Raw genomic sequence first — 25,734 nt, forward strand, 5'->3', positions numbered from 1 at the left:
GCCGTCCTCCTCGTTGTGTGGCTGTTGACACCACGACCTTGGCACAAATCGATGCCGTCTGGGGAGGGCGGCAACCACTCCATCTCCTCTGCTTCTTGTGGCGTGATATACCCGACCGTGCGGTGCATGGGTTGATGCAAGCGCTCTAAGGGCGATGGCTCATGATGCCGCCGAGCCTGAAGCTCCGCCTTGAAGACAGGCCTTTAGCTGGGTCCAAGATGGATCACTTGCGGAAAACTGCTGTCACCATGGGTGCCTGAGAGGCGGCGTTTGTCAAAGGAGTTGTCCACTGATTTCATGCGGCGTCTCTGATTTCAGGGGCGCTGGTTCGGGTTCCGGGTTGAGCCAGACGGGTCCGGCAGGTTGCCAGTTGCGGGTTTTACCTGACCAGCGTTCCGGATTTTGTGCGCGTGCATTTGCATAGAGAATGGCGCGGTTTGCCAGCGTCGCACGATCACGGCCAGCGTGACGCGCATTCGGCGTGACAAAGCGGATGGCGCTGTGCAGATGCGCACCGTTATACCAGCTGACGAAGGATTTCACCCAAGCCTGAGCCTCTGCTTTTGTGGCAAACCCCTTGGTCGGCCAGTCCGGACGGTATTTGCAGGTCCGAAACAGCGCCTCGGAAAACGGGTTGTCGTTGCTGACCCGGGGTCGGCTGTAAGACGCGGTGATGCCGAGTTTCTCCATTGTCACCTTCATCGTCGCACCTTTCATGGGGCTGCCATTGTCGGCGTGCAGGACCAGCGGGCGCGAGACGCAGGCCTCAGCCCAGACCGCCTTTTGGATCAACGTTGAAGCCAGGTCCGCGGTCTCGCGCTCATGAACTTCCCAACCGACGATTTTCCGGCTGAAGATGTCGACGATCAGGTAGAGTTAGAAAAACATGCCGGCGACCGGCCCGGGCATCCATGTTATGTCCCCTTACGGTGATTGCTTGCAATCACCTGCCGGGCAGCGCAAGTCCAGACTTGGCAGGGCGCAGTGGCCTTGTAACTGGTGGGAGGTTTGCGCCGGACCGGCGGCTTGGCTCGACCCCGGTGATGTTGCTGCCCATCTGCACGCAGAATGCGGTAGAAGCTCGATTCCGAGGCCAGATAGCGTCTCTGGTCGGCCAGTTTCGGCACGATCAGGCTGGGCGGAAGGCTGGCAAATTCCTTCGAATTGCAGACATCCAGCACGGCCGTGCGCTCAACAGCGCTCAGCTTGTTGGCGGGTTCAGGGCGCGCCGCAAGAGGACGTTGATCAGGGTGAATCTGGCCGCCTTTCGTCCAGCGTCGCAGGGTCCGTTCGCTGATCTGCAACACGGCACAGGCCATGGCGCGCCGCGCGCCAGCGGTGACAGCCTCTTGGATCAGCAGCGTGGCAGTTTGGCGATCTGGGGTGCTGATCATGCGTCCTCTCCGTCCCCCCAGATCGCTGCCGCCTTTTTTCGCAGAACCAGAAGCGCGGCGGTCTCGGCCAGGGCTTTCTCCTTGCGCGCCAATTCCCGCTCCAGAGCCTTGACTCGTTTCTTTTCTTCCTTGGTCGCCTGACCCAGACGCGCCGAACTGGCGCGGTCCCAGTCGTTGGCTTGCTCGCACGCCATCCGCCACGCAGCGATCTGCGCCGGATAAAGCCCGCGCTTGCGGCAGTATTCGGCCAGATCGGCCTCATTGAGCGCCGTCGTTTCCAACACCGCCGCGAACTTGTCGCGCGACGACCAGCCCTCTGGACCCGCGTCAGCATCGGGCAGAAGCTGCCCCTTACCACGCGCTTCGGCCCGCCATTTGTGCAGTGTCGCCTCGGAAATCCCTTCCTCCTGCCACAACTGTCGAATGGCCATGTTGTTCGGCGGAAGCATCCGCTTCAGCACAGCTGATTTTCGTTCCGGTGAATATGCCACGTCATTGTCCTATCCCGCCCACCTGAGAAATAGAGGAAAAGTAGAGCAGCGGACAACTATCCTGACACAGGGGGGAGGCGTCGTGGGACATTCCGCGGCGACTCTCCGATCCATCTGGCAAGATCGGCTGTATCGACCATTAGGGCATTTTGAGCCTCGTCACCGGCCACAAGGCTCAACGGAAGCGGGACCCCGAATCCCAGGTCGGTCAGGATGCGCAGACTGGAATAGTCCGGGCCACGTTTCGAAATATAGAGCTGACTAAGCAAGTGGGTCCCTTCATTATTTTTGAGAAACGTCAGGCGCAGTTTCTAACCGTTTTTTATCCGCTCGGTAATATCGATCACGTGATCCTCCCTTTCCGACAGCTCTTGTTGGTCGTGTTCCATGGGGACCGATTTTGGAGGTTGCTGTTTGTAGAGGTCGCGTACCTTTCTGATGCGCGCTCTGTTTCGCCACGCCTCTCGCTGCTGGTCGCGCACCTGAATCTTCTGATGGCGGGCTTGAAGCAGGCTGGACTTGTCCTTCGGGGTGTCAGCGACACCTTCGAAAAGGTCGGGCTGAATCTCGAGGCGCTCAAGGACGGCGAGGATCTGCTTTGTCATGTCTGTGCTGATTTCACGGCGCTGATTGGCACTCAAGCGCCGTTGTATATCGCGCGCGGATACCTTTGGGTTTCCCTTCGCCTGCATCTCGGTTCGCAAAGCGGCAACCTTCTGGATCTGCCCCGACGTCTTGTCGCCGTACTCGCGCATCATGGTTAGCGCGCATTCCATATGAAATTCTGCATATTTGGTCGCGAGCTCTGCGGTTTCAATGTCGATTGGCCTGCGCGATCTCCCCAAGAGAAATTGAAGGATCACCAGGTAACTTAGCACTGAAAAACCAGTTCGACGGATAAAGGAGGCCGGCAACGCACCACTCCCCCATTGTGCCCGCAAGCTGCTCCACCAATTGTCCAAGTAAGGCATCACGTCTTTATCGATCTGATAGACGCCCATCGCCTCCGGCTGGTGACGGAGCGCATTCCAAATTTCAAAAAGCTCGGCTTTTTGTTTCCCGACATTTTCGCCGACGAAATAGAGGAAATGGTCGAACATGTCGGTGTCCTCCCGTGGCGGCGCCATGACGTAGTTGAACCGCTGACAGAACCCATCAAGCATGCTCGCGGCATTAACATTGTCTTTCCAAGTCTCTCGTACGCTCAAACCCATGAAAGTGAAGTGGGGATCTTCGATCGTCAGCTTCTGATTTTCACTTTTCAAGCGGTTGGATATGGGCTTGTGAGAATACGAATCGAGCATCCACGGCTTAATGCGCGCGTAGGTTGCATCCTTCAGCACTTTCTCGATCCACTGGCCGACCTCGTCCTGCAGAACATAGGTTCCGTTGTTTTCGTCCAGATCGATGATCCACTGCGCATCCGTACCGCCATTGGGAAACATCGCAATGTTGGATTCTTCGCCGTCATCCGACAGGATGTCGGTGACAGTATCGGTCGCCAAGGTCTTTGAACTACCGGATGGCGCCAGCACGATTGTCCAAAGAATGGGACGCTTTTCCTTCATGCCCGGAATTGAGAGCGTTGCGCCACCTTGGGTCAGAATTGAGGCCGAGAGCATGATCAGCTGCCACAGTGGCAAAGCATAGCTGATGTCAGACTCCTTGAAAAAACCCAAAAGACGCTCGATGAAGGATCCTTTGGGAACAAGGTGGTCGATGCTAAGGACATCAGGCCGTTCCTTGATGGAGAGCATTGCAATCACGGTGCTCTGCTCCAACTCATTGAGAGGCCGCTTCTTGCCTTTCTCAAGAGTAGTCACCCCAGTAAAGAGGGGGGCGGTGTTCGGTTTGGTTTTCTTCGATGGTTTCTGGGTCATGGGCTGCACCTTTGGTTAAGTTTCCGTTGTGCAGGGGACGTGTGGGCAAGATCGCGGATGGAATAATGGGTTTGACTCCACCTCTGCCTAAAAGATCAGCGGTCCTCGCCGACAGCCGACAAATCAATTAACCATTTGTATTTAAACAATAAATAGTGGAGCCTTGCGCCGACACGCAGCCGACAAATCAGGGACGCTTGTCAGAATTTCGATTTTTTACTTGGTATCAAGGGAGAAACGCCCCGACGAGCTGGATCACCCCTTGAGCGTTGCGGCACTTCCTGACAAGTTATCCGCTATATTTTAATAAATTGTTCGCAACATCATAACTCAGTCAGCAACCGGTTATAAAACTATAGAGAGGCCAGCCGATACGGTAAGAAAGCTGCGTAGTCGTAAAAATAATTTACGGCGGTAAATCCTATCCGGTGGTGCCGTTGATGTGGTGCGCGTTATTGAGTTTTATCGCTGCATTCGAGTTTCAGCTGTTTCAATTTACATTCAGAGGAGAAGACGAATGACCCCCGGCGAAACCTTCGGCCGCACCATCCAGCTCTTTCTGGTGGACGGTAATTCCAGCGGCCTACGGAAGGCAACCATCCATGGCTGGACCGGGCTGCTATTCGTCTCGGGCGCGTCGGCTTTCGGGAATCTCACCGCACGGGAAGAGGTAGACCGCACCGGTGTCTACATTCTCTCTGGCCCCGACCCCGACAAGTCCGGCGGCACCCGCGTCTATATCGGCTCTGGCAATTCTGTGGCCGAACGGATCAAACAGAGCGCCTTGAAACGAGACTTCTGGGAAACCGCGATCACCGTCACCACCAGTGATGACGATCTGTCGAAAGGCCATACAGAATACCTCGAGGCGCGGCTGATCCAGGTCACGGCCCAAGCAGGCCGGGTATCGCTGGATAATGGGACCCAGCCTGACACTCTGCGTCGGCGGCTACCTGAGGCTGACGTGGCCAATATGGAGCAGTTTCTCGCAAACCTGCGGATCATCCTGCCGGTGATCGGACTCGATATGTTGAAGCCTCAACCTAAGGCGGTGACGGAGACCACGCAGCCGGTTGAGGAGCGCACCTCGGGCGAGGTGCAGTTCGAGATCCGGCACAAAAGCGGCGTGCAGGCCACGGCGGTAGAAGAAGACGGCGAATTTATCGTGCTGGAAGGTTCCGAAGCCCTAACCAACACCGACTATGTTCAGCGGAGCTATGGCGGATTAAAGGAGAAGCTAATCGCCGATGGGGTGATCGTGTGCCAAGATGTTCCGCCAGATACGAACAAACTCCGCTTTGCCAGACCCTGGTCCTTCAACAGTCCTTCCGCGGCGGCTGCGGTCATTCTGGACCGGAACAGCAATGGACGGATTGAATGGAAGGTGAAAGGTGCGAACCAGACCTACCACGATTGGCAGCAGGCGCAGGCGAGGAAGCAGGAGGCGGCGGAATGAACTGCCAGAAGGTTTCACCTGGCGCGGATGCCAAGGTCGCGAGGTATTCGCCGGCGGGGTGACCCGCAATGATTGTTTTGCAACGTAATTGCCCTTACCAATACGCTATAGCTGGTAAAGGCCGGCCCCTAAAAACTGTGAGCAGTGAATGAACCAAACGTCACACAACAGCCTTGTCTCTTTCATCTGGCGTATTGCTGATGACTGCCTTCGTGACGTGTATGTTCGAGGTAAATATCGCGATGTAATTCTGCCTATGGTCGTTCTCCGGCGGCTGGATACCCTGCTTGAGCCCACCAAAGACGCTGTGCTTGAGGAGGTTCGCTTCCAAAAAGAGGAAATGGGCTCACTTGAGCTTGATGACGTGCCCCTGAAGGACGCATCGGGCTATGTTTTCTTCAACACCAGCCAATGGACTCTGAAGAAGATTCATGGCACCGCGACCAACAACCAGCAAATCATGCTGGCCAATATCGAAGATTACCTCGACGGCTTCTCCGACAATGTCAAAGAGATCGTCACGCGCTTCAAGCTTCTCGACCAGATGCGCCACATGGCCGACAAGCAGGTCCTGCTCGACGTTATCGAAAACTTCGTCTCGCCCTACATCAACCTGACACCGCATGATCGAGAAGATCCCGAAGGCAACCCGCTCCCGGGCCTGTCCAATCTCGGCATGGGCTATGTCTTTGAGGAGCTGATCCGGAAATTTAACGAAGAGAACAACGAGGAAGCCGGGGAACATTTCACCCCGCGCGAGGTGATTCATCTCATGACACACCTCATGTTCGACCCAATCAAGGATCAACTACCACCGGTTATGACCATCTATGACCCCGCCTGCGGCTCAGGCGGCATGCTGACGGAATCTCAGAACTACATCAAGGAACCCGAAGGCCCGATCCAGGCGCGCGGCGATGTCTATCTCTACGGCAAGGAGATCAACGACGAGACCTATGCGATCTGCAAATCGGACATGATGATCAAGGGCAACAACCCCGAGAACATCCGCGTCGGGTCCACCCTCTCCACCGATGAGTTCTCGGCTCATCGCTTCGACTTCATGCTGTCGAATCCACCCTACGGCAAAAGCTGGAATAGCGAGATCAGATACATCAAAGACGGCAAAGACGTCATCGACCCCCGCTTCCAAGTCGAGCTCACCGATTACTGGGGCAACAAGGACATTGTGGATGCCACACCGCGCTCTTCGGACGGCCAGCTGCTGTTCCTGATGGAGATGGTAAGCAAGATGAAGCCGGTGGGGGTTAGCCCGCTCGGCTCGCGCATTGCCTCGGTCCACAACGGCTCCAGCCTGTTTACCGGCGACGCCGGCAGCGGCGAGTCAAACATCCGCCGCTACATCATCGAAAACGACATGCTGGATGCTATCATCCAGATGCCGAACAACCTGTTCTATAATACCGGCATCACCACCTACATCTGGCTGCTGACCAATTCCAAGCCCGAGGCGCGCAAGGGCAAGGTCCAGCTGATCGACGCGAATCTTCTATTCCGGAAACTGCGGAAGAACTTGGGTGACAAGAATTGTGAATTTGCCCCCGAGCATATTGAAGCGATCACTGATGCCTATCTCAACTTCGCGCCCATTGAGCGCGAGCTCGACGCCTCCGGAGCCCCGGTAGGCATCGCAGCGCAGGTTTTCGACAATGATGATTTTGGCTACTATAAGGTCAGCATCGAGCGGCCTGATCGGCGCCGCGCCGGATTCAGCACCGAGCGCATCGCTCCCTTGCGTTTCGATAGATCCCTGCGTGAGCCAATGGAATGGCTCTATGCCGAACATGGCGACAAGGTTTATGAGCTCGGCTTCCTGAAGGATCAGGCGAAAGCAATTGCCGCCTGGTGCGAGGAACAGGGCATCACTTTAAACGCCAGGCAGCGTGGCCGGCTGGCCGATACAAAGCATTGGAACAACCTGCGCGACCTATTAAAGGCGGCAACCCTGCTGATGCGCGATATCGGCACCGAAGAGACTGCCGATTTCAATGCCTTCCGGGACGCCGTGACCAAGGCAATCAGAACTCACAAGATCAAGCTGTCCGCGACCGAGAGGAATGCGATCCTGAACGCGGTCAGCTGGTATGACGAAACGGCCGAGAAGGTCATCGCCAAGCGGCACAAGCTGTCCTCGGACGACCTCGAGGACCTCACGACCCACCTGGGTTGCGCCACCGGCGATCCGGCTGATTTCGGCTACTATCGCCAGCCCGATGGCAGTTATTTAACCTATGAGACCGCGACCGACTTGCGCGATGCGGAGTCTGTGCCGCTGAAGGACAGCATCCACCGCTATTACTTGGCCGAGGTGAAACCGCATGTGGAGGAAGCCTGGATCAACCTCGACTCGGTAAAGATCGGCTACGAGATCAGCTTCAACAAGTATTTCTACCGCCACAAGCCGCTGCGCAGCCTGGAGGAGGTGACGCAGGACATCCTGGCGCTGGAGGAAAAGGCCGACGGGCTGATCGCGGATATACTGGGGGTCGAGGTGGCGACCAAGCTGGAGCCGGCGGAATGAACATCGCCGCGTTTCCGAAATATGAGAGCTACCAGGATAGCGGCGTAAAATGGATTGGCAAAATCCCTGCCTCTTGGGATGTGCGGCGGGGCAAGTGGCTGTTCAAGCGGATGGATCGCCCGGTTCGCCCTGAGGACGAGATCGTCACGTGTTTCCGCGATGGCATGGTGACCTTGCGTTCGAACCGGCGGACAGAGGGATTCACCAACGCCATGAAGGAGCATGGGTATCAAGGTATTCGCAAGGGCGACTTCGTCATCCATTCGATGGATGCCTTCGCCGGGGCAATCGGTGTCTCGGACTCAGATGGCAAGTCGACTCCCGTTTACTCGGCTTGCGTGCCTCGTGTGGCAGGAACTGTCGAGCCTGCTTTCTACGCCTACTATATGCGCCACATCGCACTGTCAGGCCTGCTTGTCGCCATGGCGAAAGGCATCCGTGAGAGATCGACGGATTTTCGCTTCAACGACTTCGCGGACCTCGCCCTGGCTGCTCCTCCCATTGGTGAGCAGAAGGCAATCGTCGCGTTTCTGGATGGAAAATGCGCGACGATTGATGAGGCAGTGCGGATCAAGGAGGAGCAGATCAAGCTCTTGCGCGAGCGCAGGCAGATCCTGATCCAGCAGGCCGTCACCCGCGGCCTGAACCCCGACGCCCCCATGAAGGACAGCGGCATCGACTGGATCGGCCAAATCCCCGCGCATTGGGAAGCCGTTCCAATTTTGGCAGTTGGGGAAGTTATCGATCCAAACCCAAGCCACCGTAATCCGGAATATGTCGACGAAGGGTTCCCGTTCATATCCACACAGGAGTTTCGCCCTGGTGGAGCTATCGAAATCGACACCCCGCGTAGGGTTTCAAAAAAAACTGTGGAAGAACAAGAGGATCGCTGCAAGTTCGCCAAAGGGTCTCTTGTCTTTTCCAGAAAAGGGACAATTGGCGCTGTCCGGGTCCTTCCAAGCGGTATCAGGCTTGGAATTCTGGACTCACTCTGCGTTATCAATCCCAACCGCCGTGTTGATCCGACATATCTGTTTTGGACGCTTTCGTCTGATTATCTCGTAGCTCAATATGGGCCTACGCTTCGTGGCGCGGCGCTTCCTCAGCTAAGTGTCGGTAGAGTGCGTTCCCTGAAGATCATTCTACCACCGAAAGATGAACAGCCGAAAATAGTCCAACATCTTGAACGAGAAACAGGCAAAGTGGAAAACGCCATTTCTATCAAACAAGACCAGATCGCCGCGCTCAAGGAATACAAAACAAGCCTGATCAACGCTGCGGTCACCGGCAAGATAAAGGTCATATAAGGGGCGGTCATGAATATCGCGGTCAGCAACACCAAGGAAATCGCGCTGGAACAGGCCATCGAACGGCACCTGACCGGCGTCATTACAGAGGATCTGACCACAGGCGCCACGCCCACCGGCCCTTTCCGCATCGGCCGTCCTTCTGACTTTGACGCGCGCCTCGCCCTCGACACCGCTCTGTTCTGGGAGTTTCTCGAAGCCACCCAGGACAAGGCGCTGGAAAAGCTCAAGACCCGTAATCCGGCCGACTGGCAGGCCAAGATCCTCGGCCAGTTCGACAGGTTGGTTAAGCGCAGGGGCATCCTGCACATCCTGAAAAAGGGTCTGCCTGTCGATGATGCCCACTTCACCCTCATGTATCCCGCGCCTTTGGCCAGCTCGGCACAAAGGGTTCATGATAATTTCGCTGCCAATATCTGGAGCGTGACCCGGCAGGTCCATCACTCCCTCGCCAACCCGTATGAATCAGTCGACATGGTGCTGTTCCTAAACGGCCTGCCCATCGTCACGCTGGAGCTGAAGAACGCCTGGACCCACCAGACAGCTCGCTATCACGGCCAGAAGCAATATCGCGAACGCGACGCCAGCCAGACCCTGCTGACCTTCGGCCGCGTGCTGGTTCATATGACCGCCGATACCGACGAGGTTTGGATGGCAACCAAGCTTACAGGCTCGCGGCGCGACTTCTTGCCGTTCAATAAGGGCCACAACGAGGGTGCCGGCAACCCGCCCAACCCCGAGGGTCACAAGACCGCCTATCTCTGGGAAGAGGTGTTCCAGCCTGAAAGCCTTGCTGGGATCATCCAGCATTTCGTCTTGCTGGAGGGTAAGAACACCGACCCTCTGGCGAAGAAGACCCTGATCTTTCCGCGCTACCAACAGCTTGATGTGGTGCGCAAGCTCTTGGCCCACACTGCCGCCCATGGTGTCGGACACAGCTATCTGATCCAGCATTCCGCCGGATCGGGCAAGTCCAACAGCATCACTTGGGCGGCTTATCAACTGATCGAGACCTACCCGAAAAGTGTGGACTTGCCAGGCGCACGGGCGCTGGATGCACCCCTGTTTGACAGCGTGATCGTGGTGACGGATCGGCGCCTCCTGGACAAACAATTGCGCGACAATATTCGCGATTTCTCGGAAGTGAAGAACATCGTCGCCCCGGCCGTGCGGTCGGCCGATCTAAAGACGGCGCTGGAGACCGGCAAGAAAATCATCATCACTACAATTCAGAAGTTCCCGGTAATCGTTGATGGCATCGCGGACCTGAGCGACAAGCGCTTCGCCGTGATTATCGATGAAGCCCATAGCAGTCAGAGCGGCCTTGCCCATGACAAGATGAACCAGGCCATGGGGGGCGGCGAGGATCTGGATGAGGTAGACCCGCAGGACAAGATCCTTGCCGCCATGCAGGCGCGCAAGATGCGTGGCAATGCCTCCTACTTTGCTTTTACCGCAACGCCGAAACACACAACCTTGGAGAAATTCGGCACCCAGCAGCCGGATGGCCGGTTCAAGCCCTTTCACCTCTACAGCATGAAACAAGCCATCGAAGAGGGTTTCATCCTCGACGTGCTGGCCAATTATACGACCTATAAAAGCTATTACGAAATCCAGAAGTCCATCGAGGACAATCCTCTTTTTGACACCGCGAAGGCACAGAAAAAGCTACGCGCTTTCGTTGAGCGCAGCCAGCAGACGATCAATACCAAGGCCGAGATCATGGTCGAGGATTTCATGAACAACGTCGTGAATGCCAAAAAGCTGCGCGGCAAAGGCAAGGGTATGATCGTTACCCAGGACATCGAGATGGCGATCCGATACTACAAGGCCGTGCAGGCCGAGCTGGCAAAGCGCGGGAACCCGTTTAAAGCCCTGATCGCATTCTCCGGCGATAAAGAGGTCGACGGGATCAAGTATACCGAGGCTGAGATGAACGGCTTCCCGGAGGACAAGACCCGCACCGAGTTCGACAAGGATGAGTTCCGCCTCCTGGTGGTGGCGAATAAATACCTGACCGGTTTTGATCAGCCCAAGCTCTGCGCGATGTATGTCGACAAAAAGCTGCAATCCGTTTTGGCAGTGCAGGCCTTGTCACGCTTAAACCGGTCGGCGCCAAAGCTCGGAAAGCGCACCGAAGACCTCTTCGTGCTCGATTTTTTTAACTCGACGGAAGACATAAAGACCGCCTTTGATCCGTTCTTCACCGTGACGGCTTTGTCGGAGGCAACTGATGTCAATGTCCTGCATGATCTGAAGGCCACGCTTGATGATACCGGGATCTATGAATGGTCTGAGGTAGAGGAGTTCTGTAAGCTGTTCTTTGACGGCGAGGACTCTCAGAAGCTGAGCCCCTTGATCGACACTGCCGCCGAGCGATTCAACGAAGAACTGGAGCTCGAAGACAAGGACAAGATCGACTACAAAATCAAGGCGAAGCAGTTCGTCAAGGTCTATGGCCAGATGGCCTCGATCATGCCTTTTGAGGTGGTCGACTGGGAGAAGCTGTTCTGGTTCCTGAAGTTCTTAGTGCCAAAGTTGAACATTCAAGACCCCACTCAAGATGCGTTGGGCGAGCTGCTGGAGGCTGTTGATCTGTCTTCATACGGACTGGAACGCACAAAACTGAACCAGTCGATTGGGTTGGATGCAGCCGAAACCGAACTCGACCCACAGAATCCTAATCCGCGAGGCTACCGAGAGGGTGAAGTTCAGGAGGACCCACTCGAAGAAATTATTCGCAGTTTCAACGAACGCTGGTTCCACAACTGGACTGCAACCCCTGAGGAAAAACGCGTAAGATTCCTGAGTATTGTCAAAAGCGTTGAGGCGCATCCCGACTACGAGGAAAAATACAATGAAAACCCTGACCCATACTCTCAGGATCTGGCTTTCAAGAAAATCGTGAGAGACGTGATGCTACGTCGACGCAAGGAAGATCTCGAATTCTATAAGCTTTACGCGCAAGAAGAGACATTTTCGTCGGCTCTGCATCAAAATATCAAAAATGCCCTTAATCGCGCCGCGTAACCGCCGCTCCGACACCCAGCCATTCAAAAGCATCACTAACTAAGCAGCCTTGGCGTGGCTCCGCAGTAGATCAACGCTCCATTTTTAAGTTGCGGCTTGCATCGCAAACGTCCCTTTGTGGACCTTTTGGGCCGGTTTCGACGATCGGCAGTCAGGGCGAGAAGCGGACTTTCACTGCAGGTGCAAGAGGTCTGGTGGTCCGGCAAATAAAGCCGCCATTTGTCACGTTAGCATGACTTCTTAAAAATCCTAAGGTTGAGTTCCGTGATGGTATCCTTCACCTTCAAGATGCCGCTTGGTCACGCGCCACCAGCTTTCACTCATATCTCAATAGACCGACGCGTGATCAATTTTGGAATTGGAAAGGTCAACACTTGGATTACAGCAAATACTCTACAATTGTGTTCTTGGATGCAAACGTCATCCTTGAGGGCGGCAAGGTTGGGGATCAGCCATGGCAAGATATTGATGCTTCCGGCGAAATTTTGCTGCTTTTTGTGCCCCAAGTTTTGAAAGAGATTGATAGCAAGAAGCGGGATGGTCGACTTGCAAAGCATGCACGGGACTTCAATCGGTTGATTGCGCCCGCAGCCGAGACTGGCGGGCCCGTTCGATTGGTTGACGGTCCGCCTTTGGTTGATCTGTCACTTGCAGTGACAAACCGCATCGATTGGGACAAGCTTCATGATCTTGATCCCGAGGAACCAGACGCTCGCGTTATAGCGCAGGTGCTCAACGAAAAACACTCCAACTTTGATGCGAGGTTGTTTGTAAGTCAGGATATTAACCCCATCGGGATGGCGACTCGGCATGGTTTAAAAGTGAAAAGATTGCCGGGAAGCTGGTTGCGAGCAGCTGAACCGAGTCCAGATCAACGAAAGATCAACAAGCTCAAGGAACAGGTGCGGGTGTCGAAGGCCACCGAGCCAGACCTTGAGGTACTGGTGAAATTTTCAAGTGGCGAACCATTCGAGCATGTTGCAGTTCCAGACCTGACTCCAGATCAGAAACACGAGTTACAGCGGGTCATAATCGATAAAAATCCAAGGGCTTCGCAGGGGCAAGGTGGTATGTTTGCTGCTTCACTAAATTATGACCATGAATACAATGAGAAATACGAGCGATGGGTGAACAAGACACTACCGAAATTCGTCGATTCTCTTAGCTGTGACATCAATCTCATGTACGCGCAAACGCCGATATCTCTGGAGCTCCGCAATAACGGAGCAGTTCAAGCAGAGGACTTGGTTCTACATGTGAACGTGCGTAATGGTACAATATCAGATCGTTGGACTATTGTCCCAGCGTGGCCCTTTGCTCCGAGACCGGATGCGAACAGATTTCTCTCCGGAATCCATAGCTACACATCGTTGAGTGACGTTCGCAAGCCGAACATTGGCCGTCATGAGATGTATTTCGAAAATGATGCCGATGGTGGCGATTCATTTGAGGTCCATTGTCAGGATTTCCGGCACGGTCGGAGCTGGGTATTTGATGCTATCTTGACCGCAGAACCAACAACGAACGACGATGTCGTTCTGATTATTGGCATCACGGCCTCTAACATGAGAGGAAGCAAAAAGAAGGTGTTCAAACTTTCTCATGCTATCAGCTCAAAAGAGCTGTCTTCGATCTATGATATAAGAGACTTGGAGTTTATAGGTGATCTGCCAATGAAAGAGGAGCTGAAACAGTTGGACGAAGATCATGTTTTCTCCCGGCTCAATATATTGAACTATGACGACAAGGATTGATCCAGCCTCAAAATTCGCTTTCGCGGCGAAGGGCCGCTAATCGGGCTGCAACTGCAGCATCTTGAAAGAGGCTCTAACGTTCGGTTCGGGCGGCATGGATGAAAACACGCTATAGATAAATAAGCTCCGCTATGCTGCTAAAAATAGCGGATCAATGGGTGGTATGGTGCCACCAAGGAAACCCGCTCCGAACGACACTGCGAATTCATGAAGAGCTTCGTGGTCGGACTGACCTGCCACTGACTTTTCTTCCATAGTGGATCTCCTTTCTTTTCTGGCGCCCTTACGTAGCAAATGTTTCGAGGCAATGATTAGAACCAGCAAGATCAGAGCGAGTACTGATAACACCAGAGGTGTTGCCCCCCACCACCCCAGAGACCCAAGGGTCCCCAACCGAATGACCTTCGAAGCATGGCATTGACGAGTTCCAGGTCAAGCCGGCCCGTTGCTACAAGGGGCCTATTCTTGGTCTGGAACTATTCTTGGACTGCGCGATGATGCATGCGAAAGACTGCTTTGCCGATGCTGCATCACAGCTACCGCCGTCGGTATGAACGCGGCTTAGGGCCGATCAAGGCGGCCGGCAGTCAAGGCGGCCGGCAGTCAGGGCGGTAACCGGACCTTCGCTGCAGGTATGGACGAACGTCGGCTATGCGTGCACAAGGAACAAGTCGAAAGCATCCTTGCGCAGCATCTTTCGGAACTGCTGCCTGATGACCCTGATCGCGTGGCGGCTTTGGCAGCGCAGTTTGCGTTTCTACTGGAAGGTGCGATGGCACGGGCGGGCCTCGAGGGCAGCAGCGCGCGGATGGTCATGGCAAGGACTATGGTGCGCGACATATTGAAGGCGCTTTGACATGATGCAGGGACAAACTTGGGGTGTGGTCGCAATCTTGTTCTCCGCTGTTGTCTGGGGCACTACCGGAACGGCAGCAACCTTTGCACCCGATGTGAGCGCCGCCGCGATTGGCGCCGCCGCAATGGGCGTCGGCGGCATCGCACAAGCCTTGGTAGCCGCACGCGGCATCGTGCGATCCCGCGCGACACTTTGGGACCAGCGTCGGCTTCTGGTGATTGGCGCGATTTCGGTGGCGATTTATCCACTGGCTTTTTATGGCTCGATGAGGCTGGCGGGCGTGACCGTCGGAACTGTCATTACCATTGGTTCTGCTCCATTGCTCTCTGCGCTTATCGAATACCTGTTTGACCGAAGACGCCTGACTCTGCGTTGGTCCGCCGGGGCTTTTGTCGGGCTAATCGGCATGGGGCTTATCTGCGTTGCAGAAAACCTGTCGCACCGCGAAGTGGTCGGTGGCGACTCGGTGCCTTTGGGGGTGTTTCTGGGGCTGATTGGCGGACTAACCTATGCCCTCTATTCTTGGAGCGCACGGAAAATGATGCTGCAAGGAACGCAGCCATCTGTCGCGATGGGGTCTACTTTCGGCCTTGGGGGTCTGCTGCTGATGCCGGTGCTGATCGTGACGGGAGGGCCGTTTCTTGCGTCCTGGACGAACGCAGCCGTCGGGATCTACATGGCTGCCGTGCCGATGTTCCTTGGCTACATTAGCTTTGGTTTTGGGCTCGCCCGTGTGCAGGCCAGCATGGCGACAGTCATCACGCTACTGGAGCCCGTCGTGGCGGCTGTTCTGGCTGTCCTGATTGTAGGAGAGCGTTTGCCGAGCCTTGGATGGATCGGCGTGGCGATGGTTGTAGGATGCATTGCGATTATCACGCTCCCAAGGCCGCTCGGTCGTCCGACTCAAGCTCAAACTTCAACTCAACAATCTTGAATTCCCGAAACGGGCTGGAAAGCAGTCCTCTTGAGCTTCCCTGCAAATGGCAGATTAGTCCGCTGACCGATGTTAGAACCTCCAAAATGCTGCGCGTTGCACGAGTGGCGGCAATGACGAGCCGCGCCGCAGCACCTTGAAGAGGCTCGGGGGTCGGCTCTGGGCCGGTCGCGACAGTCGGGCAGGCAGGGCGGATTGCGGCCATTCGCTGCAAGCACTGTTCGGGTAGCTCATTGAGAGTGCTTCGCCTTCTCTGCAGCCGCGAGGAGCTTGTCGGCCATCTCGCTCAGCTTTGCTTCCTCATCTGCATCGGGACTGGGCCAACTTTCATACAGGATGTCAGCAAGTAGCGGGTAGTTCTGGCCGACATGGAAGTCATGATCGCAGATTGGGAGTATTCGTCCTTTGCGGTTGATGTTGATCGAGATCGCAGAGTTTAACTCCTTGTTCGTCCAACCTTTCTCCGCAAACGTGTTCGAAAGGAACGGAACGAAGAAGTTGGATTTCATCAAACCGATATTGATCTGTTCAACAATCGAGTCGCCCCACGAAATACTGCTTTCGTCAAAGAAGACTTTTACGCCGAGGCCAACGAGCTTGTCATGGAGTTTTCTGACCCGTGGCTTGTCTTCGGAAGCATGAGAAAGGAATAGGTCGAATTCGTGAATCATGTGGGCGTGTTCCTTGATCCAATCTGACGAGTTCGGGTTTGCTTCCATAGCTTGCTTGCAAAGCTTGGAAAGCACCGGATCGCCTTCTCCTCGAACTTGTTTAATGTAGCCCAGCCAGCCTTCTACGTGGGACCAGAAGGCGTCGGACTTAGATCCAGCTCCAATCCAGAGACTTGCTGCCTGCTCCATACCATAATTCTTGGCGGAGTAGAGCTTCATTCGCAATCGCTTGATGTCTTTGCGCCAGACATTTGGATACTGATTTACGATGAGGCCAGTCACGACTTGCCTCTCATCGAATAGCTGAATCCGCGTCTTGTCCCTGTTGATTTGAAAAGACGAAGTTCGAAATGCCTCCTCAAGGCGCTCGCCCAACTCGACTACACGGTCGCCGTATTCTGGTTCCCATCCCTTGATCAAGGACCTTGGTATCTTCTTCGAGCTGGAGGAGAACGTTATATCATCGGCATACCGTGAAAATCGGAGGTTCTCCTTCGCGGCCAGAGAAATGAGTTCTTTGTCGAGGTTGTGCGCAATCAGGTTGGCGAGAATCGGTGAAGTTTTTGCACCCTGTGGGAGACGGTCTTGGTAGGTGCAAATACGCGCCAGAATAGTTGCGACGCGGTCATTGTATCCGAATAGCTTTGACATGAAGAGACCGCGAACCCGCGCGAATCCGATAGACCCGAAGAAATCTTCAATATCAATGTTCAGTATCCATCTTTGCTTCTGATGGTATTGAGCGTTCGAAAGGAACGAGCGTCCACGGACATACCCATGGACGAAGGATTTTGGATTGTAGACCTCCAACAAGACGGCTGCAAAGCGTTCTTGTGCCATCGCCAACCCACGCAGAGGTTTGTCTATCGGCCTTGTGCCGCCGCGTTTCTTTGGGACCTCAAAGGTCTTGTAATACTTGCCTGTCTCTGTGTTCTTAATAACATGAAACAGGCCATCAGGGCGCATCATCAATGCTCCTGCCACATCCTTAACGGAGTGCGCAAAGCCAATCAGGAGATGGGCGTTTGCGGGATTGAAATTATTTGGAAGGCCCAACCCTCGTTCTCTACCTTGATCAGGGTCCAACGAACGATGATCCGCCGGACCGCCGCGATATTGGACTAACGTTTCAGCGAGCCGCCGGGGATTCACCAGCGCAAATTAGAGAGCTGAACCTTCAACACCAAAGTACAGAATGGCCTTCACGAGTCAACCCTGTCGGGGCGTCCGTTGCCTTAAAGCTGCATTGCAGCAGCCGAGGCGGCGACCAATGGCAGGTATGGGCCGAGAACGAAAATTCCGAGTTGGTCGACTGCGACGATAAGTGCCCACCCCCGTGGATGGGTCTCCCTCATGCCCGGCGGGGAAGCCCGCCGAGCTGATAGCGTTTCTCGCCTGCAGTTGCCTGGCGAGTTGGTTGTTAAAGCAGCTCAGACTGTGGAGTTATTGGTTTCCTTGTTTTCTCAACAGTGCCGTGACTGCGATACGCGTCGAGCATCAAGCGCGTATATTCGACCGTGCTGTGGGTCACTGTGCCCAAACCGGGCCATGCGAACAACGGATTCGACCAAGTAACCTCCAAATCGATCTCAATTCCAAGCAGTGCAGCCACTTTGATCGCAGCGACCGGCTCCTTGTCCTCGGGCCAGTAGTGGTCCTTAAAGGAAACAACCACGTTGAGATCGTCATCCACCCAGATTTCGGCCAGGCCTGCTCCCATGCGCTCGCTGGCATTGGTCGTATCCTCGAACAGGGCTGCCCGGATCAAATGAGTCACCTGGTCCTTGTTGAGATCAAGCCTTGGTCGCGGATCTACAACTGACACGATGGGTTCAATCTCTTGCCCTTCGGCTCGGGCTTGAACTGGAACGGGTCGTTCATCGTTCGGCCCCAGCCAGAAGGCTTCTGGAAAAATGTTGATCGGTGATGCGCCGCAGCCCGGGCAGTGCCATTGGTTTCCAGCGATCTGTGGACCGGTGATCTCTGCGTCGCAGTGAAGGCAGTACCAGCGGTTTGTTTCCTCCATCTCCAGGAGCGGATGACGGACCTTCCCCTCTGCATCCGGCTTCGTGGCACGCCGCGGCCAATCTGCAAATCGTCGCGCATTGACTCTCTTCATCAAATCCTTTGCAATTCCGATCGCCTCTACCAGCAGCACTCGATCGTTCATCGGGTTGTTCTGGGCTTGCTCAATGTCGATCTCGACATGAGGGGCGGCCGAAGGGTTTTCTGGCAGCACTATGCGCCAGCTGTCGCCCTTCATATGAACGTCGCCGAGCATCGTGCTCAATTCGTATGGATGCCCTCGTACTTCTCCCCGGGTGATGGCGTCGGCCCCCCCAAAGATATGGTCAAAGGTCGTACCCTCATGGGACGTGATCCGTAGCACCAAGGCCTTAATTGCGGCGACTTGTGCTTCGGACGGGGCCCACTCTCCTTTTGCGCTGCCCGTCAATGAGTTCCAATGAGGAAACCCCAATCGGGAAGCAACCAAGTCAAGCGCCACATGCAGCGGCTGCCCGGTCGCTCTGGCGTATCGCTTTGCCAGAAGTTTCAATGTTTTCAGCTTATCGTTCTCTGTCATGATCCATGTCCAAGCTGGATCCGAATAGGTGCCCGCTGCTAATCAGACCCGCCGTTGGCATGAAGTCTGCTGTTCCAAGTAAAGGTCGCTGCAAAGCTTCGCGTGGCGGGCACACCGGCCTGCGAGAAAGGCCCTGGTTAACTTCCGCCATTTTCGAGCGCAGGTCAACACCAATGAATTTCGGAAATAGGGAGCCCAAAAAATGAACACCACTCGCCGAATAAGGCGGACTGGATGAAGGTAGGCTGAGACATTGAATGGACATGACCTTAGCAATTTCTCAGCCTTCGACGACCCTCAACTCTATGTGTTTCGCCACAGAACCCGTTCAGTCATGCCAATGCCAGAAAATGCTCAAAAGCCCCCCGTTTCATCACATCTTTCGGCAGTCTCAAAGAGCGACCCGACACGATGTCGCGCAGCTCTCTGGCTACCTGTCTCAAGGTGTTTGCCGTGGAATTGGGCTGTTTCACGAATTCAAAAACCGGGTCTGTCGCGCTCTCGGTCTGTATTCTGACACTGGCCGCTTGGCCATCATCGTTGATCGTCACATCGACCTTCAGTTCCTCCTGTTGGGCAAGATTACAACGCAGGATAACAGGGAAGCCGTATTTTCGCCGCCGCCCGATCTCGAGCTTGAAATCCGCTTTGTCGACGGCCGCTTTCAGGTCATGGGTTTGATGGGCGGTATAGTGCACGTTCAAAATACTGCCATGTTTATGACCCGCGATGGCCTGACGCTGACCATCACTCACACTGGCGCTTCGCAGCATGCTCAACAGTGTTTTGCGCATAGCATAGAAATCCTCATCGAAATCAGCGAGGTCGAGGCGCTCAAGGATTCTGCGCAGATGCTTTCCAAAGGCGCTGGTGACATCACCGCTGGTGGTTCGGCGCGCGGCTTCCGGAAACAACAACACACCATGGCTGTCGGGCAGCGCCTGAAACCACTCGATGAACCCCAGATCGAGCAACAGCTGTGGTATCGGCACGATGCGTTTGCTGTCTTCGGTCTTGCCCGGCTGTTCCAGACCGGATCCGATCGCGAAGCAGTAGGCGTTATTGCGAAACCGGATATCCGTGCGCTTGAGCAACAGGATCTCTGCGATCCGGGATCCCAGCGTCAGCACGATCAGAGGCACCCAATAGGTCGCATCTCGGATGATCATGCTTCCGCGCTTCCAGCGCCGGTGCTCCGAAAAACAACCGGTGTAAATCGGACAGGTGAGAAATTTTGCAAGCCGCTCTTCGGACCATGGCATGCGTAGTTTTGGCTTGGTCACGCGGATATAGAGCTCATCATCCGGCTGCTGCGCCTGGATATGGCGTTCGAGCTCTTTATAGGTCAGGGCTTTTGGCGGCTCCACGCCCAAGTCAGCGGCGCTTTTGAACAGGCGGTTCAATCCATCCCGATCGCGTTTCAGGGTTGTCATCGATCGGCGCGGGACCAAGAGCTCTGCCAGAATCGCCCGTTTTTCGGCTGTCGAAATCATCGGGCGATTGCGCACCTCTTCCATTGCCAAAAGATCTTTCGCGTCGGCCTCGGAGATTTCAGCGGCTTTGGAAATCTCCTTGCCGACCTTGGTGAAGCGATTCTTGCCGTGGCTTTTTCCCTGACTGCGCGTCAAGCGGGCACACCAGGCGAAGAAATCTTTCTGTCGGTCTTTGGTGAGCGCGGTCACCGGAATGTCCCCGAAGAACTCGATCATCAGATTTTCAAGGGCGTTGATATTTCCCTGCATCGATTTGGTTGGATGGTTCTTGCGGGTCTGTGCGAATGCTTGCGAGATGAGGATTGGTGCTTTCACGAAGCTCTCGAAATTCTGGATGCCATGGTCGGTCAACAAGTCGCGGCTGGCATGGCGCACATCATCACCGTCGAGAACATCGATTTCGGCGTCGTTGATGCGACGCTTCAGCGACACCGCCTGTCGGCCCAGATCGCCAGGGACAGGGTCAGGCAGGGCCAGAGCGATCATCTGCGTGGCTTCTTCCAAGAGCTCTTGGACATTTTCCCAGTTTCCGCGTCGTGCGGCGCGGCGCAAGGCACTGTTCTCGGTTTCGAGCCGGATGATGCGGCTATCAATCTCTGCATCGCTGCGGGTTTCCGATGTGCCCTGCTGATCAAGAATGCGGGCAAGTTCAGCGCGAAGCACTTCGCTCAACAGCGCCTTGGCATTTGCCGGGCTGAGGGTTCCCTGAGTCACTGCGTCCACGATGTCTGTCTCCTTTTGCTCGTAGACCGTGAGCAGCCTTGCGGCGCGCTTCACGGCGTCGAGCGGGAGGTCGGTGCGCAGGGACAGACAGAGAAATAAGTTTGAGAGCTGGTTTGATCCGGCTTTTGGCAGGCGTTTTCTGAAATAGAAGATGCGGCCCCGGCGCATGAGATAGGGGCCGGCGTGGTGTTTGGGTTTCCGAGACACGACCCGGCACCGTTTTCGGGCGTAATGAGCGATGTCATGTGTCACACCTTGTGTCACATGATTCGGAATCTGTGACACAATCGGCAAAGCGGGACTCTCTAAGCCCTTGATTTTGCGTGTTTTGCTGGATTTTATGGCTGGGGTGGTAGGATTCGAACCTACGGTACACGGTACCAAAAACCGCTGCCTTACCGCTTGGCTACACCCCAACGCGAAGGCTAGTTAAGCCGCTGACGCCGCCGGTGCAAGGCCCTTTTCGGAAAATATGGCTTTATCACTGTTCCGTAGCGCCCTACATCGACATCACGGTCCAAAAGACCACAGGAATCGTTAATATATCCCTTTGCGAGTGGTCGGGCTGCATTCGCGGTGAAACATTCACGAATCGCCAATCGACCGGCTTAGCCATTGGCTTCGATCGTCATTGCGACCAGAATCACGCGCAGGCTCTCGCTTTTGCCTGCCCAGACCATCTTCCCTGCACATGGCACTGCCCATGGCACAGCGGCTTTGCCCGCGCTAGCCCTGCCCAATCTGCTGATCGACGCCCTGCCCCCTAAGGCAGCGGCGATACCCCGATCACTGGCAGATGCAGCAGCAAGAGGCCCACATAGATTGCCGCCGTCAACACCATGGCCGCGAAACTGGGGCGCAGCGCGACCAGACCCGACAGCGACAACCACGCGGTCTTGCGCGCCAATACCTGCCATACCTTGGGGCCCAATAGGCGACGCCTGCGCCGATCGATCACCACCATGCCCAGAAACGCAAAGACCGCGAACAGGCCAAACAGAATCACATGGGCCAAGTCTCCATTGGCCAGAAGATGTGCCAGCGACCACAGCAATAGCGCGAGCAGCATCGGATGGCGCGTCACGGCCAAAACGCCGGGATCGTCCGGATCGAAAGGCCGCCGCCCCATGGCGCCAAAGGACAGCGGATTGACCCCCCCTGCCCCGGCTACCACCAGCGCAATCGCCACCGGCATTATCAACAGCGGCACCCAACGCCAGACCGGCCCGGAAGGCAGCACCTGAACATAGGGCGCGCGACCTGCGGCCACGATGAGCCAGACCAAAACCAAGACCGAAAACAGGCTATAGCCGATATAATAACCCCGCAGCCCCAACCGCGCGATCAGCCATAGCCGCATCGGCGGGCGCACCGGAATTACATGGCTGGCAAGAAATACCGCCAGCGCGGCCATAAACAAGCCCCAGCCGGTCAGCATCATGGGTTCTCTTGCGGACCGGGCCGAAACAGCCACGCACCGATACGCGCAATAAACAGAGTAAAGGCAACAATCCACAACAGGACCGCGAAATCGATCAGCACTGCTTCAAACGGTGTAATCGCGACCGGAACCGCCGGCACAGCGACAATGCAAAACAACGTGGGCAAGCCCAGAGAAAAAAACGCCACGTCGCGCCAGCGTCGGCTTCGCGACAGCTCTGGGTGGGTCTGGGTCATGTTGAACATACCCCCGCATGTGTTCTTGGGTGCACACTAGGTCACCAACTCGGGCTTCCGCAACTATATGCAGCACAAAACGAACCGGACATATTCGCCACCGGAAAGGGCGCGCGGGGTACAAGCGGCAGATGCGCCGGCTTCAGGCGCGCTCAAAGTGGCCAAATCAACGGGATCAGGGCCGATGCCAGCAAGCCGATACTCAGGTTCAGCGGGATGCCAACCCGCAGGAAATCGGTGAACCGATACCCCCCCGGTCCGTATACCATCATGTTGGTCTGATAACCGATAGGCGTTGCAAATGCCGCCGAAGCCGCAATCATCACCGCCACCACCAGCGGACGCGGATCAAAGCCCATGGCGCTGGCCAACCCGATGGCGATGGGCGTGACCACCACCGCCACCGCGTTGTTGCTAACCAGTTCGGTCAGGATCGAAGTCAGTAGATAAATTGCCCAGACCACCAGAAACGGCGGCAGCATTTTGAGCATCGGTGCGATACCGTTCACGATCATCAGCACCGCGCCCGAACTTTCCAGTGCTGCGCCAATCGCCAGCATTGCGAAAATCAGCGCCATCAACTGGCCGTCGATAAACGAAAACGCCTCATCCGCGTCGATGCAGCCGGTGACCAGAACCACCGCCACGGCTATCACCGACAGCATCAGGATCGGCGCAATGTTCAATGCGGCCAACACCACAATCCCGATGAGCGCGGCAATGGCGATGGGGGCATGACCGCGCCGGAAAGCCCGCGCTGAGGGGCGCGAAACATCGACCATGTCCATATCACTCGACAGGCGCTGGATATCGGCAGGCGCGCCCTCCAGAAGCAGCGTATCGCCCACCCGTACCACCAATCCGTCCAGCTGCTGACCGATGTTCTGGTTTCGCCGGTGCACGGCCAGCGTATAGACGCCATAACGCCGCCGCAGCCGCAGCGACCCCAGCGTGCGCCCGACCATCTTGCAACCCGGCGTGATCAGCACTTCGACGGTATTGGTCTCAACCGCCGAAATCTGATCGACTCGCTTCAATTCCTTGTTGCTTTGCAGACTCAGAAGCTCAGACATCTGGGTGCGCAGCACCACCAGATCGCCAGCCTGCAACTTAACCTCTTCCAGATTGCGCCGCAGAGATTGGTCCGCGCGGATCACATCAATCAGCCGCACCCCGTCCCGCTTGAACAACTGCACGTCGGTGACCTCGCGCCCGATCAGGTTGGATTCAGGGGGGATATACGCTTCGGTAAAGAATTTCATCTTCGAGCGATCCGAAAGCATCATTGCCATGCTGTCGCGATCGGGTAGCAGCCGCGGCGCGATGAAGCGCAGATACAGCATCCCCCATGCCACCACGGCAAGGCCCAGTGGAGTCACCTCGAATATGGAAAAGGCTGCCAGCCCCTGCGCTCGCGCAACCCCATCCACCAGCAGGTTGGTCGAAGTCCCGATCAGCGTCAGCGTCCCGCCCAGGATCGCGCCATAACTAAGTGGGATTAAGAGTTTGCTGGCCGATATGTCCAGAGTGCGCGCGACCTGAATAAAAACCGGGATCATCACCACGACCACCGGCGTATTGGAGACGACAGCCGACGCCATGACGACAAAACCCATCAGCATCGCGATGGCCATACGCGGACGCACCAGCGCCTGTTTCTGTGCCAGCGTCGTAAACGCGTCCAGCGCACCAGTGCGTACCAATGCACCCATGATGATGAACATCGCCGCAATCGTCCACGGTGCCGGATTGGCCAGGACCGGCAGCGCCGCGTGATAAGGCAGAACGCCGCTAATCAGCATCAGGGCAACGCCGCCGATGGCGACAACCTCGGTTGGCAGAGTCTCCCGCAGAAACAGCGCAAACATGCCGCCAACGATGATCAGCGCCAGAAAAGCGCTGCCCGTATCTGAAAGCTGGTAAAGAGTCATGATGGTTGCGGTCCGCCCATATCCATTGCACGCCGAACGGCAAATACCCAACCTTCCCGATCACTGCCCCGGTGGCAAGCACCATGTACCCGACACTCTACGCAAAGACCGCAACTGGTACTCTGACCCTCAGCTACCATAAAAGGTGATGGATGGGATGTTCACGGACCGGCCTGTTGCAGTCGGCCCCCCTGGCGCACCATGCAGATCTTCTGGGCCTTTCCCGTGGCGTCATCGGTCTCGACATAGACGCCCGAGAGCGTCGCCTCGGCCAATGCCGGCGTGAACCGCGCTTTCGGCATGCCGGCGACAAAGCGGCGCATTGGCTCTGCCTTGTCCATGCCGATCACCGAGTTGTAGTCGCCGCACATGCCGGCATCGCTTTGATAAGCGGTGCCACCCGGCAGGATCTGCGCATCCGCGGTGGGCACATGGGTGTGAGTGCCGACCACGAGACTGGCGCGCCCGTCGCAGAAATGGCCCATCGCCATCTTTTCCGATGTCGCCTCGCAATGCATGTCGACGATCACCGCGCTCGCCTGGCCGCCCAGCGGATAAGATTTCAGCACCGGCTCGATCGCCGAAAACGGATCATCAAACGGGCGGTTCATGAACACGCGGCCCAGCGCCTGCGCCACCAGCACCTTGCGCCCGCCTTTGGCCTCAAACAGCCGCGCGCCCTTGCCCGGCGCGGCCTTGGCAAAGTTCAACGGGCGTATCACACGTGGTTCAGTTTCGATGAATTGCAACATATCCTTCTGGTCGAAGGCATGATCGCCCAGCGTGACGCAATCCGCCCCAGCGTCGAGGATCAGCTTGGCATGGGCCCCGGTCAGACCCATCCCGCCCGAGGCGTTTTCGCCGTTGACCACGACGAAATCCAGCCGCCAATCCTCGCGCAGCCGCGGCAGACATTCCCGGATGGCGGCGCGCCCGGCGCGCCCCATCACATCACCCAGAAAAAGTAATCTCATGCCAACCCATTAAGGCGGAACACCGCAACGAGCAAGA

General features: G+C 56.0%; 16 protein-coding genes, 1 tRNA gene and 1 pseudogene. 8 read left to right on the forward strand and 10 right to left on the reverse strand.

What is annotated here, in order from left to right; translation table 11 throughout:
- Window positions 1-273: 273 nt before the first annotated feature.
- Window positions 274-1,843: pseudogene (locus JAO82_RS13460) on the reverse strand (IS3 family transposase).
- Between the two features lie 353 nt (window positions 1,844-2,196).
- A complete protein-coding gene (locus JAO82_RS13465; protein WP_198686916.1) occupies window positions 2,197-3,765 on the reverse strand; it encodes a DUF3987 domain-containing protein in 1,569 nt (522 codons plus the stop codon).
- 517 nt (window positions 3,766-4,282) lie between these two features.
- Between JAO82_RS13465 and JAO82_RS13470 the strand changes: the two genes are divergently transcribed.
- The 7 genes from JAO82_RS13470 (at window position 4,283) to JAO82_RS13500 (ending at window position 15,644) form a co-directional block, all read left to right on the forward strand.
- The gene (locus tag JAO82_RS13470; protein ID WP_198686917.1) at window positions 4,283-5,221 is read left to right on the forward strand and encodes a GIY-YIG nuclease family protein; all 939 of its coding nucleotides are present in this window, start codon (window positions 4,283-4,285) and stop codon (window positions 5,219-5,221) included.
- 148 nt (window positions 5,222-5,369) lie between these two features.
- Window positions 5,370-7,763 (forward strand): type I restriction-modification system subunit M, encoded by a 2,394-nt coding sequence (locus tag JAO82_RS13475; RefSeq protein ID WP_198686918.1) that lies wholly within the window; start codon window positions 5,370-5,372, stop codon window positions 7,761-7,763.
- A complete protein-coding gene (locus JAO82_RS13480) occupies window positions 7,760-9,070 on the forward strand; it encodes a restriction endonuclease subunit S (protein WP_198686919.1) in 1,311 nt (436 codons plus the stop codon). Before JAO82_RS13475 ends, JAO82_RS13480 begins: the two co-directional genes overlap by 4 nt.
- 9 nt (window positions 9,071-9,079) lie before the next feature.
- Window positions 9,080-12,100, forward strand: a complete 3,021-nt coding sequence (locus JAO82_RS13485) for a type I restriction endonuclease subunit R (RefSeq protein ID WP_198686920.1) — start codon at window positions 9,080-9,082, stop codon at window positions 12,098-12,100.
- A 374-nt stretch (window positions 12,101-12,474) separates the two neighbouring features.
- On the forward strand, window positions 12,475-13,854 hold the full coding sequence (locus JAO82_RS13490; RefSeq protein WP_198686921.1) for a PIN domain-containing protein: 1,380 nt from the start codon (window positions 12,475-12,477) through the stop codon (window positions 13,852-13,854).
- Between the two features lie 655 nt (window positions 13,855-14,509).
- Window positions 14,510-14,710, forward strand: coding sequence for a hypothetical protein (locus JAO82_RS13495; protein WP_198686922.1), 201 nt, complete (start codon window positions 14,510-14,512; stop codon window positions 14,708-14,710).
- A gap of 1 nt (window position 14,711) precedes the next feature.
- On the forward strand, window positions 14,712-15,644 hold the full coding sequence (locus tag JAO82_RS13500; RefSeq protein WP_198686923.1) for a DMT family transporter: 933 nt from the start codon (window positions 14,712-14,714) through the stop codon (window positions 15,642-15,644).
- Between the two features lie 230 nt (window positions 15,645-15,874).
- Here JAO82_RS13500 and JAO82_RS13505 read toward each other — a convergent pair whose 3' ends face one another.
- The 3 genes from JAO82_RS13505 to JAO82_RS13515 form a co-directional block, all read right to left on the reverse strand.
- On the reverse strand, window positions 15,875-17,467 hold the full coding sequence (locus tag JAO82_RS13505) for a TIR domain-containing anti-phage reverse transcriptase (RefSeq protein WP_332872536.1): 1,593 nt from the start codon (window positions 17,465-17,467) through the stop codon (window positions 15,875-15,877).
- A gap of 268 nt (window positions 17,468-17,735) precedes the next feature.
- Window positions 17,736-18,899, reverse strand: a complete 1,164-nt coding sequence (locus JAO82_RS13510) for a hypothetical protein (RefSeq protein WP_232897413.1) — start codon at window positions 18,897-18,899, stop codon at window positions 17,736-17,738.
- 332 nt (window positions 18,900-19,231) lie between these two features.
- Window positions 19,232-20,266: a site-specific integrase gene (locus tag JAO82_RS13515; RefSeq protein WP_198686925.1), complete on the reverse strand. Its 1,035-nt coding sequence runs from the start codon at window positions 20,264-20,266 to the stop codon at window positions 19,232-19,234.
- Between JAO82_RS13515 and JAO82_RS13520 the strand changes: the two genes are divergently transcribed.
- The gene (locus JAO82_RS13520) at window positions 20,222-21,214 is read left to right on the forward strand and encodes a hypothetical protein (protein WP_198686926.1); all 993 of its coding nucleotides are present in this window, start codon (window positions 20,222-20,224) and stop codon (window positions 21,212-21,214) included. The two genes, JAO82_RS13515 and JAO82_RS13520, sit on opposite strands and share 45 nt — an antisense overlap.
- Window positions 21,215-21,456: 242 nt before the next feature.
- Here JAO82_RS13520 and JAO82_RS13525 read toward each other — a convergent pair.
- The 5 genes from JAO82_RS13525 to JAO82_RS13545 form a co-directional block, all read right to left on the reverse strand.
- Window positions 21,457-21,531, reverse strand: a tRNA-Gln gene (locus JAO82_RS13525).
- Between the two features lie 347 nt (window positions 21,532-21,878).
- Window positions 21,879-22,556: an NnrU family protein gene (locus JAO82_RS13530; protein ID WP_232897414.1), complete on the reverse strand. Its 678-nt coding sequence runs from the start codon at window positions 22,554-22,556 to the stop codon at window positions 21,879-21,881.
- The gene (locus tag JAO82_RS13535) at window positions 22,553-22,792 is read right to left on the reverse strand and encodes a hypothetical protein (protein ID WP_198686927.1); all 240 of its coding nucleotides are present in this window, start codon (window positions 22,790-22,792) and stop codon (window positions 22,553-22,555) included. The genes JAO82_RS13530 and JAO82_RS13535 overlap by 4 nt, the downstream gene beginning before the upstream one ends.
- A gap of 152 nt (window positions 22,793-22,944) precedes the next feature.
- Window positions 22,945-24,723: an SLC13 family permease gene (locus JAO82_RS13540; protein WP_198686928.1), complete on the reverse strand. Its 1,779-nt coding sequence runs from the start codon at window positions 24,721-24,723 to the stop codon at window positions 22,945-22,947.
- Window positions 24,724-24,884: 161 nt separating this feature from the next.
- Window positions 24,885-25,697 (reverse strand): TIGR00282 family metallophosphoesterase, encoded by an 813-nt coding sequence (locus JAO82_RS13545; protein WP_198686929.1) that lies wholly within the window; start codon window positions 25,695-25,697, stop codon window positions 24,885-24,887.
- Between the last annotated feature and the right edge of the window lie 37 nt (window positions 25,698-25,734).

It is taken from the genome of Pontibaca salina (genome assembly GCF_016307205.1).
GTDB lineage: Bacteria > Pseudomonadota > Alphaproteobacteria > Rhodobacterales > Rhodobacteraceae > Pontibaca > Pontibaca salina.